The organism is Ruegeria sp. AF8 (genome assembly GCF_056541825.1).
Genome location: NZ_JBQFYW010000005.1, coordinates 164086 through 176373, shown reverse-complemented (window position 1 = coordinate 176373; position 12288 = coordinate 164086). Strand labels below are relative to the sequence as shown.

Sequence of the window (12288 nt, the reverse complement as noted above, 5' to 3'; positions counted from 1 at the left end):
CTCAGGGCAGCACCCTGATCAGTGATGCGGATGCAGAGCGTCCTTGAGGTAAACACAGGTCAGAATGGTGAAGACGTAGGCCTGGATGAAGGACACGAGGACCTCAAGGCCGTACATTGCGGTGATGGCCAGAACCGACACAGGCGAGATCGCGGCAATCGCGGCAAAGCCTGCGAACACCTTGATCACGGCGTGGCCTGCCATGACGTTACCGGCAAGACGAATGGAGTGGCTGACGGGACGCACGAAGTACGAGATCAGCTCGATGATCGCCAGGATCGGGCGCAGCGGCAGCGGCGCGCTGGACACCCAGAAGAGGCTCAGGAACCCGGCACCGTTCTTGACGAAGCCCAGAATGGTCACGGTCAGGAACACCGCCAGCGCAAGCGGAATGGTGACCGCGAAATGCGAAGTGGTGGTGAACGAGGTCGGAATCAGGCCCAGGAAGTTCGCGCTGACGATGAACATGAACAGGGTCATGACATAGGGGAAGAACTTCAGACCTTCCTTGCCGCAGATATCCTCGAGCATCTTGTAGATGAAGCCATAGGTCAGTTCCGCGATGGACTGCATCCGGGTCGGCACGATGGCGCGCTTCGAGGTGCTGAGAACCAGCAGTCCGATGATGGCCAGAACCGAGAAGAACAGCCAGACCGTCACGTTGGTGATCGAGTAGAAGGCAAATTCGGTGCCGCCGCCCAGGAACTTGGGAACCTTGACGATGAACTGGTCCATCGGATGGAAAACCAGGCTGCTGCCTTCTGCTGCGGTGGTCTCGGTCGCCACGTTCAGTCCCTCTCGTCCTTCTCGGCCTGTGATGAGGCCGCTTGTTTCTCTTGAACCTCCTTCGCGCTGCGGAGCATAACCTTCACGCCCGCGACAAGGCCCAGCAATGTGAACAGCACCAGAAAGATCGGGATCGTCCCGAGCAGGCTGTCCAGCCCATATCCGATGCCAAATCCGATCCCCAGACCGGAAACCATTTCGATGACCATCCGCCAGGCAAGTTCGCCGCCGGATATGTCGGCATCCGCGCGGGCTTTGGGCTGTTTGGCCTTTTTCGCCGCTTCGATCTTGGCCTCAAGCTGCGCCATACGCTGCTTTTGGTCATCATCTGTCACGGGCGTTTCCCTCACGCAGTCTTGGGCACGGTGCTAAGGGGCAAGCGGCACAGAGTCAACGGCGTTGATGGTGGACGGAAATGCGGACTAATTCTCTGTTTTTATTATATTTTTTTATTTGTCCACAATATCGGCCCGCAAGGCGCGCGGTGCCGTTAGCGCCAAATGCGTGAATTTCGCATATTCAACCAAATGGTTGACGATGATCCGCGCCTGTGGTTCTCCCGGACCATGTCCGACGATCTAGACACCATATTCGCGGCTCTTGCCGATCCGACCCGGCGCGTCATTCTGGCGATGCTGCTCGAGGATGACATGGCCGTAACGGATGTGGCCGAACCGTTCGAAATGTCGCTGGCCGCGATTTCGAAACACCTGACGATCCTCACCCGCGCCGGACTGATCTCGCAGGAAAAGCGCGGGCGGGTCAAATGGTGCAAGCTGGAACCGGACGCGCTGCGCGGTGCCTCGGTCTGGATGCAGGGCTTTGGCCAGTTCGAACCGGTTAATCTGGACGCTTTCGAACGCTTTCTGAAGACCGAGTTTGACACACAGCCGAACGAACCGGACTGAACTAGACGCCCTGAATCGCCTCGACCGAAACGATGACGCCGGATGCATCCGCCCGGCACCGCCAAAGCGTCGTGGACCCCGACACACTGACGGTCAAAGACGTCCCCGCCGAATCCGCAGCCGTTGAAACTGTCCTGACATCGGCAGGCCGGGAAACGCTTTCGGCGGCGACCAGCGCCTCGCAGCTTTCCTGCAGAGCCGCCTGTTCCTGCTTGCTTGCGGTCCCGCACGCTGCAACGACGCCCAATATCAGCGCCACTCCGAAAACCTTCATATTCGACCGCCTCCTTTGCCTGGTTCGCCCTGCCCCCGCAACGCTGTCACATTCCGCTGCGAATACAAGCGTTAATCCGGCGCGCGTTGCGGGTTCGCCGAAACCGGTTTTTCTCCTTTCAGCAAGAGCAGCAAGGCCAGAACGGTCAGCAGGACACCAACCAGCACCATCGGCCCCGGAGCGCCCCGGCCCAACGCGAATTCCCAAAGGATCACCCAGCTTGGCGTCAGATAAGTATAGGCCATCACCTTGGCCGAAGGCAGGTAAAGCGTTGCATATTGCAACAGCACGAACGTGACTGCGCTGGCACAGATCGCGACATAGAAAAGGCCGATCCACACGATCACGGGCAGGCTGAGCCAATCTGTCGCGACCAGATCCGGCCAGCCATACACAGTCAATATGCAGCATCCGGCCAGCAACATGCCAAAGGTGAACACCACCGCCGGTTCACCCCGGTTCAGCTTGCGCACCATCGGCGTATAGATTGCATGGGCCGCGCAGCCCCAGAAATAGATGATTTCGCCCCGGCCGATTTCGAAGGCCCGGAACGCCAGCCAATCCGCACGGAAGATGACCCAAAGCGCCCCGGCCGCACCGATCAGAAGCGCCGATGCCATGTAGCTTGTGGTGATCTGGCGCAGCAGGATCCAGCCTGCGACTGCCGAAAGGATCGGCGTCAGCGTGAATACGGCCGAAGCGCTGACGGGGGGCGCGGTTTTCAGCCCCTCGAACATCAGCACGAAATAGGTGGCAAACAGCCCTCCCAGAACAAAATAGCGCCACGGCGCCCGAGCGGCCCGGGCCGGAAATCCGGTTGTCATGGCTGCCACCGCGCCGATCACGATCGCCGCGATGGCAAACCGCGCGGCGTTCAGGGCGGCGGGCGAGATTTCGTTGGCGATCATCGATCCCAGCGAGAAACTGCCGGCAACCAACGCCGAAAAAGCCAGCATGGCCAGATGACCGCGAACCTCGGGCCTCATACATTCCAGCCTTTGGCCTGTTGTTTTAAGAAAGAAAGGAAAGCCTGCACCTTGGTGGTACGGTGCAGATCGACATGGGTGACCAGCCACAGTTTGCCCGCCCATTCGGGCAGAGGCTCCATGATTTCGACCAGATCCGGATACCGGGCCGCATCCCAGCGGGCCATGAAGCCGATACCGGCCCCCGCCAGCACCGCCTCGCGCGCCGAATAGTTGTTGGTGCACCGAAAACCGATCGCGTCGCCGGGGACGTTGTCACGCAACCATTTGAAAAATGGGGCACGGCTGTTTTCATCGTCGTGCCCGACAAAGGTATGGGCGGCGAGATCAGAGACTCCTTTGGGGATTCCGTGGCGGTCGACATAGGATTTGCAGGCATAGAACCCGACATCCTGCGGAATGAACGGTTGCACGACATTGTCCGGCTGATCCGGCGCGGCGCCCGCGCGGATTGCCACATGGGCCTCGCCATATTCCAGACGGAACAGCCTGTCCCCGGTCAGATAACGCACGATCAGGCCGGGATGCTTCGCCTTGAACTCCGACAAAACCGGCACGATCAGCGGCGCCAGCGAAGCCAGCGACGTGACCACAAGTTCGCCCGAGACATCGTCACCGCGGCCCTTCATCCGGCCGACCAGTTGGTTGAACTGATCCTCGGTCGCCTGCGCCACCCGCAACAGATCCTCGCCCGCCTCGGTCGGGGTATAGCCGCGCGCGTGCCGCTGGAACAGCTTAACGCCCAGCCGCGCCTCGATCGCGTCGATGTGGCGAATGACTGTGGCGTGATGGACGCCCAGAACGTCGGCCGCACCGCTGACAGTTCCCATTCGGGCCACCTGATAGGCGGTCCGCACTTCGTCCCAATTGTCCATGGTTCTCGGTTCCTAATGTGCGAATTCCAACAGTCACTGTTGATATATCCGAGTTTTGTTCGCTGAGGCAATATTCATATGAGACCAATCAGACGGATTCATCAAACCAGAGGACACATGTCATGACCCGCACCATTCTTCATATCGACGCTTCCGCACGTCGCGTCGGATCGGCGACACGCGACCTGTCGGACCGGATCGTCAGGCACCTTGGCGCTCAGCGTATCATCCGTCGCGATCTGGCGACACCGCTGCCGCTGCTGACCGAAGCCTGGATCAACGCGAATTTCACACCCGAGGATGGCCGCAGCCCCGATCAGCGCGAATTGTTGTCCCTGTCGGATGCGCTGGTCGGCGAATTGCAGGCCGCCGATACCATTGTCATCGGCCTGCCGATCTATAACTTCTCGGTGCCCGCCGCCTTCAAGGCCTGGGTCGACCTCATCGCCCGCGCCGGGCTCACCTTTGCCTATAACGAAACCGGACCCAAAGGGCTTTTGGACGGCAAGCGCGCCATTCTGGCCGTCGCCTCGGGGGGAACCGAGGTCGAATCCGAAATCGACTTCGCCACCGGATATGTCCGGCACGTGCTTGGCTTCGTCGGCATCCATGACGTGGATATCGTCGCGGCGGACAGAATGGCAATCGACCCCGATGCGGCACTGAAATCCGCCCACGAAGCGGTCGCGCAACTGGCGGCCTGATTTCTCTGCTGGCCATTGCAGACAACTCCGTCCAATCTGAAATCTGGTGTCATCGATCGGATTGGGCGGGGTCATGAAAAAGATCGGCATTGTCGGCGGCGTCGGCTGGACCTCGACCGTGGATTATTACCGGGCCATCTCGGAAGGGGCGGGCAGGTTTTTCGCCGAACGCGGGCACGGCTCACCCCTGCCAGTGCCGCCGATGACCATCGAATCCGTGACCCAGGCAAAGACCCGCGCGCTGCGTGGCCGGCCGGGGGACGAGGCAAGCTGGGCCGGTTTCGACGCCGTCTTTCGCGACGCCATGCTGAACCTGCAAAACGCTGGCTGCGATTTCGCCATCATCGCATCGAACACGCCGCATGCCCGGCTGCACGCCATTCGTCGGGGCGTCGACATGCCGGTTCTCAGTATCTTCGATGCCACTGCCGAGGCTATGAAAGCCACAGGCGCCAGCACGGCGCTGGTTCTTGGGACCACCGTGACGATGCAGGCCACGGATTATGCCGACAGGCTTGCCCGCGAAGGCATCACCGCCAATGCACGCCTACCAGAGAGCGATATTGACGAAATGCAGGCCATGATCGACGCCGATTTTTACGGTGGCGTGTCGGAGAATGCGCGCGAGCGCTTACTGGCCTTCTGCAATCGCCATGCCGAACCAGGGACAGCCATCCTTCTGGCCTGCACGGAACTGCCGCTGGCCTTTCCCGATCACCTTGACGATCCGAGTTTCGAAGCGCACGGGCACCTGTTCATCAATCCGTCCGCCGCTCATGCCGCCGCCGCTCTCAAAACAGCGCTGGCGGAGGAATAGGCGCAGCCCGCCCGAGCCACGCGCCGCGCTGCGTCAGGTCAGCCAGTTCACCTCGCACCCGATCTTGCCGAAGAACGCCCATACGTCTTCTTTTGGCATTGCAACCGTGCGGTCATTGACCAGAGGATGCATGTAAATCATCTCGGCCTCTTGCGCGGCGGCATCCATGAAGAATTTGACCCCGTTCTCCACCCCGTTGATCATCGCCAGCGGGCTGACCGCGCCAGGGCGGATGCCAAGATTCTGCATCAGACGATCTGCCGAGCCGAAGGACAGGTTGCCCACACCAAGATCGGCCCCCAGCGCCTTGAGGTCGATCTCGCGGTTTTGCTCCAGCGTCACCAGATAGTTGCGCTTTTTCTTATCGCGCAGATACAGGTTCTTGATGCGAAGGGCGTTCTCGCCCGGCACCATGAACTGATCCTCGACCGCCTTGGAATCCTCGACAGTGCGCAATGGAACATGTTCATGCAGCTTGTAGCGCAGCCCCCACGAGCCTAGCTGTTCCAGCAGCGCGTCGGAACTGAGCGGCAGGCTGTCCTGATAAGCCGAAGATGCGTCCATGATACCCTCCTGAAGTCGCGGCACGCTCATGACTCAACGGCGCGCGCGATGCAACGCTTGATCAGCGCAAACGAACTGGTGTTACTGTTCTGCCCATGAAAATCACGCGCAACACCCCCGATCAGCTGATCCTCGCGGACACGCCATGGTTCATCGGCATCATGCTGATCTTCTTCATTCTGGCCTTTGTCGGCCCCGGCGTCCTGCTGATGAGCACCGGCGGCGAAAACATCTGGTTCGGTCTGATCTTTGCCCTTGGTGGCGGCGGTCTCGGCTTTGGCGCTTTTTGCGTTTTCGTCCGACGCGTTCAGATCATTCTGGACCGCAACAAGAACTGCATCCTGATCCGGCGCCAATCGGTCTTTGGTTATGAGGCGATTGAACATTTATTATCCAATCTGTCCCATGCCGAACTGGAAAGCACCATTTCCACGCGAGAGGGGCGCCGGTCGACGCTCTACCGGCCCGTTCTGGTTCTTGACGGCGGTATGAGCGCTGGACGTCATCCGATTGTCGAGGCCTATTCCAGCGGATCGGGGTCCGGACGGCTTGTCGACGCCGTGAACGGCTGGTTGCCTGCCGGCAAGGTTGACTCTGGCTCTCAATCCGCCTAAAGCCGCCTTCAACATCCGGAAGAGTGAAACCTTCCGGTCCCTTGAATCGTTCAGGGATCGCCCCCCACCAGCGAGTTTCGCCCGTGGGGGCAATTGTGTATTCAACCGGTGTTTCCTACTTAGGAAGCGCCTAGTCAAAACCGGCAAAGGAGGCCGAAGGCATGTTTGAAAATTTATCCGAACGCCTCTCTGGCGTCTTTGACCGGCTGACCAAACAGGGCGCCCTGTCCGAGGAAGACGTCAAAACCGCTCTCCGCGAAGTCCGCGTTGCCCTGCTTGAGGCCGACGTCTCGCTGCCGGTGGCGCGTGAGTTCGTCAAGAAGGTGCAGGAGCAGGCGACCGGTCAGGCGGTCACCAAGTCGATCACGCCGGGCCAGCAGGTCGTCAAGATCGTGCACGACGCGCTGGTTGACACCCTGCGCGGCGAGGAAGATCCCGGCAAGCTGAAGATCGACAACCCGCCTGCCCCGATCCTGATGGTCGGTCTGCAGGGTTCGGGTAAGACGACCACGACCGGCAAGCTCGCCAAACGCCTGAAGGAAAAAGAAGGCAAGAAGGTACTGATGGCCTCGCTGGACGTCTATCGTCCGGCGGCGATGGATCAGCTGGCGGTTCTGGGCACACAGGTTGGTGTCGACACGCTGCCCATCGTGCCGGGCCAGAAACCCGTCGATATCGCCAAGCGCGCCAAACAGCAGGCCACATTGGGTGGCTATGACGTCTACATGCTCGACACTGCGGGCCGCCTGCATATCGACGAGGTCCTTATGGACGAGGTCGAGCAGGTCCGCAACGTGGTCGACCCGCGTGAGACCCTGCTGGTGGTCGACGGCCTGACCGGCCAGGTCGCCGTTGAAGTCGCCGAAGAGTTCGACGCCAAGGTCGGCATCTCGGGCGTGGTCCTGACCCGGATGGACGGCGACGGGCGCGGCGGTGCCGCCCTGTCGATGCGCGCGGTCACCGGCAAGCCGATCCGCTTTGTCGGTCTGGGCGAAAAGATGGGCGCGCTCGAAACCTTCGAGCCGGACCGGATCGCCGGTCGTATTCTGGGCATGGGCGACATCGTTGCCCTGGTCGAAAAAGCCCAGGAAACGATGGAGATGGAACAGACCGAGCGCATGATGAAGCGCATGGTCAAAGGTCAGTTCAACATGAACGACCTGAAGATGCAGCTGGAGCAGATGATCCAGATGGGCGGCATGCAGGGCATGATGGGCATGATGCCGGGCATGGGCAAGATGGCCAAACAGATGGATCAGGCCGGGCTGGACGACAAGATCCTGCGCCAGCAGATCGCCATGATCCAGTCGATGACCAAACGCGAACGCGCCAACCCGCAACTGCTGCAGGCCAGCCGCAAGAAACGCATCGCCGCCGGTTCGGGGATGGAGGTCAGCGACCTCAACAAGCTGCTCAAGATGCACCGGCAGATGTCGGACATGATGAAAAAGATGGGAAAGATGGGCAAAGGCAAGATGCTGAAACAGGCCATGAAAGGCATGTTCGGCAAAGGCGGCCCCAGCCCCGAAGAGATGGCCGCAGGCATGGACCCCAAGGCGCTGGAACAGGCGGCCAAGGCGATGGGTGGCAAGATGCCCGGCGGCCTGCCCGGCATGGGCGGCGGCATGGGCCTGCCCCCGGGTCTGAGCGGGTTCGGTAAGAAGAAGTGACCAGCATGCTGATGAAAGTTGATAAGTTCGACAATACGGCCCCTGGGGCGCCCGATTGTCAGAAGCTCGAAATGAGGGTGCTGCGTCAGGTCACTGTTGCAGATGGGGGCGAGTACTGGCTGGCCGAACTCAGCGAACCATTATCGCTTTCGGACGCATCTCTGCCTGCGCATATCAGCCATGTTGTCGTCAGTCCACGCTTCGCCGGCACAACCCTTCGGGACGCGCCCTATGGCGGGCGTCCAGTTAATCTTGCCTATCTTACCAACACAAATGCCGTCTCTGCGGGTGAAATCAAAAACACTGATGTACACCTCGCCTTAATTGGTTCCGCAGCCGCAATCCCGACTCGTCGCCCCGAAGAATCAGCGAAGCGGGGTATTCTGTCCTGGCTTGGCTTTGGGAGAAAAAAGTAGGTAGATGGGACACGCCCTCGATATCCCCCGGCTGGAGACCGAGCGCCTGATCCTGCGCGCGCCGTCCGAAGCCGACGTCGATGCGGATACCGCATTCTTCGCCAGCGATGCCGCGAAGTTTGTCGGCGGGCCGCTGCGCAGGGATGAGGTTTGGCGAGTAGTTGCCTCTCTGCTGGGTCACTGGGCGATGCGTGGCTATGGGTATTGGAGTGTCGATGAAAAAAACACCGGCACCTATGTCGGGCGCATCGGTCTTTGGTTCCCCGACGGCTGGCCCGAACCCGAAGTCGGCTGGACACTGTTGAACCACGCCACCGGCAAAGGATACGCGACCGAGGCCGGACTGGCGGCGCGCACCTATGCCTATGACGTTCTGGGCTGGGACACGGCCATCTCGCTGATCGATCTGGAAAACCACACCAGCAAGGCCGTGGCCAAGCGTCTGGGCGCGAAGTTCGAGTATCACTATGACCACCCCAAGTTCGGCAAATCCGAAATCTGGAGACACCCTGCCCCGGCTGATCTGGTGAATGGCGGGATGGAGGCCTACGCATGATAGACCTGCATATCCCTGTTCTGAAAACCGAACGTCTGACCCTGCGCGGCCCCGAGCAGCGCGACTTTGACAACATCGCCGTCTTCTTTGCCGACAAGGACCGCAGCTGGGGTTTTGGCGGCCCGCTGAACCGAAACGAGGCATGGCGCTGGTTCGCCAGCATGATCGGTCATTGGGTGCTGAATGGCTATGGCTTCTGGATGGTCGAAACCCATGGTGGAGACCCCGTAGGCTTTGTCGGCATCTGGGGTCCCGAAGGCTGGCCCGAGCCGGAACTCGGCTGGGTGGTTTTCGACGGGGCCGAAGGAAAGGGCTATGCCCGTGAAGCCGCTGAAGAGGTGCGCCAGTATGCTTATGAGGTACTGGGTTTTGAAACGCTAAGCTCGAACATCTTTCCGGGCAACAGCCGGTCGGTCGCTCTGGCCGAACGCATGGGCGCCCGTTTCGAACGCAGCTACGAGAACGTGTCTCACGGAACCGAGATGGTCTATCGCCACCCCGGCCCCGACGAGTTGGCGGGGAATGCCGCGTGACCTATCACTTCTCCATCCCCACAGTTGAAACAGACCGCCTGATCCTGCGCGCGCCGCAGGCAGAGGATTTGCCGCGCCTGACGGCTTTCTTTACGACAAAGCGCAGCCACATGGTCGGTGGGCCGAAGGACGAACTGGGTTCATGGGAATCGCTGGCCAAACGGTTGGGGCACTGGGCATTGCATGGCCACGGGCTGTGGCATCTGACTGAAAAATCCTCCGGTGCCTTTGTCGGCTGGTCGGGCATGATCTTTGCTCCGGGATGGGATGAGCCCGAGTTGGGGTGGACGGTAATGGAAGAGGCTGAAGGCAAGGGCTTGGCCTTTGAGGCCGCGAGTGCCGCCCGCGATTATTTCGCACGGAAATTTGGCCTTAATGGCGTGATCAGCTATATCGCCCATGCCAACACGCGTTCGCGCGCGCTGGCCAAGCGTCTCGGTGCCACCTTCGAGCGGGACGGCGAATTGTTGGGCAAATCCTGCCAGGTCTGGCGGCACCCCCGCGTGGAGGGCCTGGCATGACGGTCAGCATCCCCACTCTCGAAACCAGACGCCTGATCCTGCAAGGGCCGGCTCCCGAGGATTATCCGAACTTCAAGACCACGTTTACCAGCTACCGCGCCCGATTCATGGGCGGGCCTTTGAATACCTACGAATCCTGGATGCTCTACGCCGCCGAGATCGGGCACTGGCAGATTCGCGGCTATGGTATGTGGATGATCCACGACAAGCAGACCGGCAGCACCTATGGCATGGCCGGTGGCTGGAAACCGGCAGGCTGGCCCGAAGCCGAGATTGCGTGGGTGATATGGCCGGACGCGGCGGGGCATGGCTATGCGCTGGAAGCCACACACGCAGCGCGGCGCTATTTCTATGACACGCTCGGCTGGGAAACCGCCGTCAGCTATATCGATCCCAAAAATCTCGATTCGATTCGCCTTGCCGAACGGCTGGGCGCCAAGAAAGACCATGACGCGCCGACCATCGACGGCAGCGATGCGGTCTATCGCCATCCCGCGCCAGAAAGGCTGCGCGGCACCCAGTTGGCGCATGGGATCGAGATGGAGATCGGCCACTATGCCGACCCGCTGTTCAAACCGAAAGGATGGGCCCTTGACTGAACCCATGTCCGATCCCGTGGCCCGCGCCGCAGAATTGCTGAAAGAGCATCGCGAAAGCATCGACCGGCTGGACGCGATCCTCGTCTATACCCTGGGCGAGCGGTTCAAGCACACGCAGGCCGTTGGCATGCTCAAGGCAGAACACGACCTTCCCCCGTCCGATCCCGCCCGCGAAGAGGCACAGATCGCACGGCTCGAAGACCTGGCGCAAACGGCCGACCTGGACCCCGATTTCGCCAAGGCTTTCCTGAATTTCATCATTCAGGAAGTCATCCGACACCACAAGAAGCATCAGGAGTGATCCTCCGGATCAACAAACACCAGGAATAACGGGGAACACCCCGTCAACGCCATCAAAGGAGAAACACCATGGCAATGAAAATCCGTCTGGCCCGTGGCGGCTCGAAGAAACGCCCCTTCTACCGCATCGTGGCTGCCGACAGCCGCATGCCGCGCGACGGCCGCTTCATCGAAAAGCTGGGCACCTACAACCCGCTGCTGCCGAAAGACAGCGAAGAGCGCGTGAAAATGGACATGGAGCGCATCCAGTACTGGCTGGATCAGGGCGCACAGCCCACCGACCGGATCGCCCGCATGCTGGAAGCAGCTGGCACCCGTGAAAAGGCTGAGCGCAACAACCCCAACAAGGGTACTCCGGGCAAGAAAGCTCAGGAACGCGCCGAAGAGAAAGCCGCAAAGGCTGCCGAGGCCGCCGCTCCGGCCGAAGAAGCCGCAGCTGAAGAATAAGCGGAGGGCGCGTGCAGGATCAGACCTTCAGCGACGATTTCCGCACGCAGTTCGACCTGCTGTTGCGGCTCCGGCGCGATGTGCGCCGGTTCCGCACCGATCCCGTGGACGAGGCAGTGCTGACGCGCTGCCTCGACACGTTTCGCCTGGCCCCTTCGGTGGGGCTGAGCGAACCCTGGCGCGTGATCCGCGTCGAAAGCGATGCGGCCCGCCTTGCCGCACTGCGGAATTTCGAGGCTGCAAATGCTCAGGCCCTTTCCGGATATTCCGGTGACCGGGCACGGATATACAGCCGCCTCAAACTGTCCGGCATGAAGGAAGCTCCGGTTCAGCTTGCGGTTTTCTGCGACGACGCCACTGCCAAAGGCCAAAGCCTGGGCGCGGCCACCATGCCCGAAATGCGGCGCTATTCGGTTGTGACGGCAATCACGCTGTTCTGGCTAAGCCTGCGCGCCGAAGGGTTGGGGCTGGGCTGGGTGTCGATACTTGACCCCGAAGAATTGTGTCGCGATCTGAACGTTCCCGGCAGCTGGGGCCTGATCGGGTATTTCTGCCTCGGCTGGCCACAAAAAGTTTCCGACACCCCCGAGCTTGAAACCGTTGGGTGGGAAACGCGGGACACTCACCTGACGATCGAACAACGGTAGGCGCGTATGTTCAGACCCATCAGACTGGTATTGTTCGTGGCAGTCGCCTTTGTCGTCGGCGTCCTGTATGA

At 60.7% G+C, this 12288-nt stretch carries 19 protein-coding genes; 13 read left to right on the top strand and 6 right to left on the bottom strand.

Going from position 1 to position 12288, the window contains the following annotated elements:
* Positions 1-18: 18 nt before the first annotated feature.
* Both ACR0AO_RS11540 and ACR0AO_RS11535 read right to left on the bottom strand, forming a co-directional pair.
* Positions 19-786: a F0F1 ATP synthase subunit A gene (locus ACR0AO_RS11540; protein ID WP_480603545.1), complete on the bottom strand. Its 768-nt coding sequence runs from the start codon at positions 784-786 to the stop codon at positions 19-21.
* Positions 787-788: 2 nt separating this feature from the next.
* Positions 789-1121, bottom strand: coding sequence for an AtpZ/AtpI family protein (locus tag ACR0AO_RS11535; RefSeq protein WP_480603543.1), 333 nt, complete (start codon positions 1119-1121; stop codon positions 789-791).
* Positions 1122-1352: 231 nt separating this feature from the next.
* On the opposite strand from ACR0AO_RS11535, the gene ACR0AO_RS11530 reads away from it, so the two are divergent.
* Positions 1353-1694: an ArsR/SmtB family transcription factor gene (locus tag ACR0AO_RS11530; protein WP_480603674.1), complete on the top strand. Its 342-nt coding sequence runs from the start codon at positions 1353-1355 to the stop codon at positions 1692-1694.
* A gap of 1 nt (position 1695) precedes the next feature.
* Here the strand turns inward: ACR0AO_RS11530 and ACR0AO_RS11525 are convergent, their stop codons facing one another.
* The 3 genes from ACR0AO_RS11525 to ACR0AO_RS11515 all read right to left on the bottom strand — a co-directional run bounded on the left by ACR0AO_RS11525 (position 1696) and on the right by ACR0AO_RS11515 (position 3829).
* A complete protein-coding gene (locus ACR0AO_RS11525; protein ID WP_480603541.1) occupies positions 1696-1968 on the bottom strand; it encodes a hypothetical protein in 273 nt (90 codons plus the stop codon).
* 71 nt (positions 1969-2039) lie between these two features.
* Complete coding sequence (locus tag ACR0AO_RS11520; protein ID WP_480603539.1) at positions 2040-2954, bottom strand: DMT family transporter; 915 nt, start codon at positions 2952-2954, stop codon at positions 2040-2042.
* A complete protein-coding gene (locus ACR0AO_RS11515; RefSeq protein ID WP_480603537.1) occupies positions 2951-3829 on the bottom strand; it encodes a LysR family transcriptional regulator in 879 nt (292 codons plus the stop codon). Before ACR0AO_RS11515 ends, ACR0AO_RS11520 begins: the two co-directional genes overlap by 4 nt.
* 122 nt (positions 3830-3951) lie before the next feature.
* Here ACR0AO_RS11515 and ACR0AO_RS11510 point away from each other — a divergent pair, with 122 nt between their 5' ends.
* Complete coding sequence (locus tag ACR0AO_RS11510) at positions 3952-4533, top strand: FMN-dependent NADH-azoreductase (protein ID WP_480603535.1); 582 nt, start codon at positions 3952-3954, stop codon at positions 4531-4533.
* A gap of 73 nt (positions 4534-4606) precedes the next feature.
* On the top strand, positions 4607-5350 hold the full coding sequence (locus ACR0AO_RS11505; RefSeq protein WP_480603533.1) for an aspartate/glutamate racemase family protein: 744 nt from the start codon (positions 4607-4609) through the stop codon (positions 5348-5350).
* 33 nt (positions 5351-5383) lie between these two features.
* On the opposite strand, the gene ACR0AO_RS11500 is transcribed toward ACR0AO_RS11505, so the two are convergent.
* Positions 5384-5914 carry a prolyl-tRNA synthetase associated domain-containing protein gene (locus ACR0AO_RS11500; RefSeq protein WP_480603531.1) on the bottom strand — a complete coding sequence of 177 codons (531 nt, stop codon included), beginning with the start codon at positions 5912-5914 and terminating at the stop codon, positions 5384-5386.
* Between the two features lie 95 nt (positions 5915-6009).
* On the opposite strand from ACR0AO_RS11500, the gene ACR0AO_RS11495 reads away from it, so the two are divergent.
* From ACR0AO_RS11495 to bluB, 10 genes are all read left to right on the top strand, one after another.
* Entirely contained in the window at positions 6010-6528 is a 519-nt protein-coding gene (locus tag ACR0AO_RS11495) for a hypothetical protein (protein ID WP_480603529.1), read from the top strand.
* Positions 6529-6689: 161 nt separating this feature from the next.
* The gene (gene ffh, locus ACR0AO_RS11490) at positions 6690-8198 is read left to right on the top strand and encodes a signal recognition particle protein (protein ID WP_480603527.1); all 1509 of its coding nucleotides are present in this window, start codon (positions 6690-6692) and stop codon (positions 8196-8198) included.
* Between the two features lie 5 nt (positions 8199-8203).
* Positions 8204-8614: a hypothetical protein gene (locus ACR0AO_RS11485; RefSeq protein ID WP_480603525.1), complete on the top strand. Its 411-nt coding sequence runs from the start codon at positions 8204-8206 to the stop codon at positions 8612-8614.
* 4 nt (positions 8615-8618) lie between these two features.
* A complete protein-coding gene (locus tag ACR0AO_RS11480; protein ID WP_480603523.1) occupies positions 8619-9170 on the top strand; it encodes a GNAT family N-acetyltransferase in 552 nt (183 codons plus the stop codon).
* Positions 9167-9703, top strand: a complete 537-nt coding sequence (locus ACR0AO_RS11475; protein ID WP_480603521.1) for a GNAT family N-acetyltransferase — start codon at positions 9167-9169, stop codon at positions 9701-9703. Before ACR0AO_RS11480 ends, ACR0AO_RS11475 begins: the two co-directional genes overlap by 4 nt.
* Positions 9700-10224: a GNAT family N-acetyltransferase gene (locus ACR0AO_RS11470; RefSeq protein ID WP_480603519.1), complete on the top strand. Its 525-nt coding sequence runs from the start codon at positions 9700-9702 to the stop codon at positions 10222-10224. The genes ACR0AO_RS11475 and ACR0AO_RS11470 overlap by 4 nt, the downstream gene beginning before the upstream one ends.
* Entirely contained in the window at positions 10221-10823 is a 603-nt protein-coding gene (locus ACR0AO_RS11465; protein WP_480603517.1) for a GNAT family N-acetyltransferase, read from the top strand. The genes ACR0AO_RS11470 and ACR0AO_RS11465 overlap by 4 nt, the downstream gene beginning before the upstream one ends.
* Before the next feature lie 4 nt (positions 10824-10827).
* Positions 10828-11124: a chorismate mutase gene (locus tag ACR0AO_RS11460; protein ID WP_480603672.1), complete on the top strand. Its 297-nt coding sequence runs from the start codon at positions 10828-10830 to the stop codon at positions 11122-11124.
* Between the two features lie 68 nt (positions 11125-11192).
* Positions 11193-11570 carry a 30S ribosomal protein S16 gene (gene rpsP, locus ACR0AO_RS11455; protein WP_480603515.1) on the top strand — a complete coding sequence of 126 codons (378 nt, stop codon included), beginning with the start codon at positions 11193-11195 and terminating at the stop codon, positions 11568-11570.
* 11 nt (positions 11571-11581) lie between these two features.
* Positions 11582-12217, top strand: coding sequence for a 5,6-dimethylbenzimidazole synthase (gene bluB, locus ACR0AO_RS11450; protein ID WP_480603513.1), 636 nt, complete (start codon positions 11582-11584; stop codon positions 12215-12217).
* Positions 12218-12288 lie beyond the last annotated feature (71 nt).

What these genes read in the sequence shown, in the direction of transcription:
- ACR0AO_RS11520 (WP_480603539.1), bottom strand. Translation starts at nt 2,954, where the DNA reads ATGAGGCCCGAGGTTCGCGGTCATCTGGCCATGCTGGCTTTTTCGGCG.
- ACR0AO_RS11460 (WP_480603672.1), top strand. Translation starts at nt 10,828, where the DNA reads ATGTCCGATCCCGTGGCCCGCGCCGCAGAATTGCTGAAAGAGCATCGC.
- ACR0AO_RS11530 (WP_480603674.1), top strand. Translation starts at nt 1,353, where the DNA reads ATGTCCGACGATCTAGACACCATATTCGCGGCTCTTGCCGATCCGACC.
- ffh (WP_480603527.1), top strand. Translation starts at nt 6,690, where the DNA reads ATGTTTGAAAATTTATCCGAACGCCTCTCTGGCGTCTTTGACCGGCTG.
- ACR0AO_RS11515 (WP_480603537.1), bottom strand. Translation starts at nt 3,829, where the DNA reads ATGGACAATTGGGACGAAGTGCGGACCGCCTATCAGGTGGCCCGAATG.
- ACR0AO_RS11500 (WP_480603531.1), bottom strand. Translation starts at nt 5,914, where the DNA reads ATGGACGCATCTTCGGCTTATCAGGACAGCCTGCCGCTCAGTTCCGAC.
- ACR0AO_RS11525 (WP_480603541.1), bottom strand. Translation starts at nt 1,968, where the DNA reads ATGAAGGTTTTCGGAGTGGCGCTGATATTGGGCGTCGTTGCAGCGTGC.
- ACR0AO_RS11465 (WP_480603517.1), top strand. Translation starts at nt 10,221, where the DNA reads ATGACGGTCAGCATCCCCACTCTCGAAACCAGACGCCTGATCCTGCAA.
- ACR0AO_RS11510 (WP_480603535.1), top strand. Translation starts at nt 3,952, where the DNA reads ATGACCCGCACCATTCTTCATATCGACGCTTCCGCACGTCGCGTCGGA.
- ACR0AO_RS11485 (WP_480603525.1), top strand. Translation starts at nt 8,204, where the DNA reads ATGCTGATGAAAGTTGATAAGTTCGACAATACGGCCCCTGGGGCGCCC.
- ACR0AO_RS11475 (WP_480603521.1), top strand. Translation starts at nt 9,167, where the DNA reads ATGATAGACCTGCATATCCCTGTTCTGAAAACCGAACGTCTGACCCTG.
- ACR0AO_RS11505 (WP_480603533.1), top strand. Translation starts at nt 4,607, where the DNA reads ATGAAAAAGATCGGCATTGTCGGCGGCGTCGGCTGGACCTCGACCGTG.
- rpsP (WP_480603515.1), top strand. Translation starts at nt 11,193, where the DNA reads ATGGCAATGAAAATCCGTCTGGCCCGTGGCGGCTCGAAGAAACGCCCC.
- ACR0AO_RS11495 (WP_480603529.1), top strand. Translation starts at nt 6,010, where the DNA reads ATGAAAATCACGCGCAACACCCCCGATCAGCTGATCCTCGCGGACACG.
- ACR0AO_RS11480 (WP_480603523.1), top strand. Translation starts at nt 8,619, where the DNA reads ATGGGACACGCCCTCGATATCCCCCGGCTGGAGACCGAGCGCCTGATC.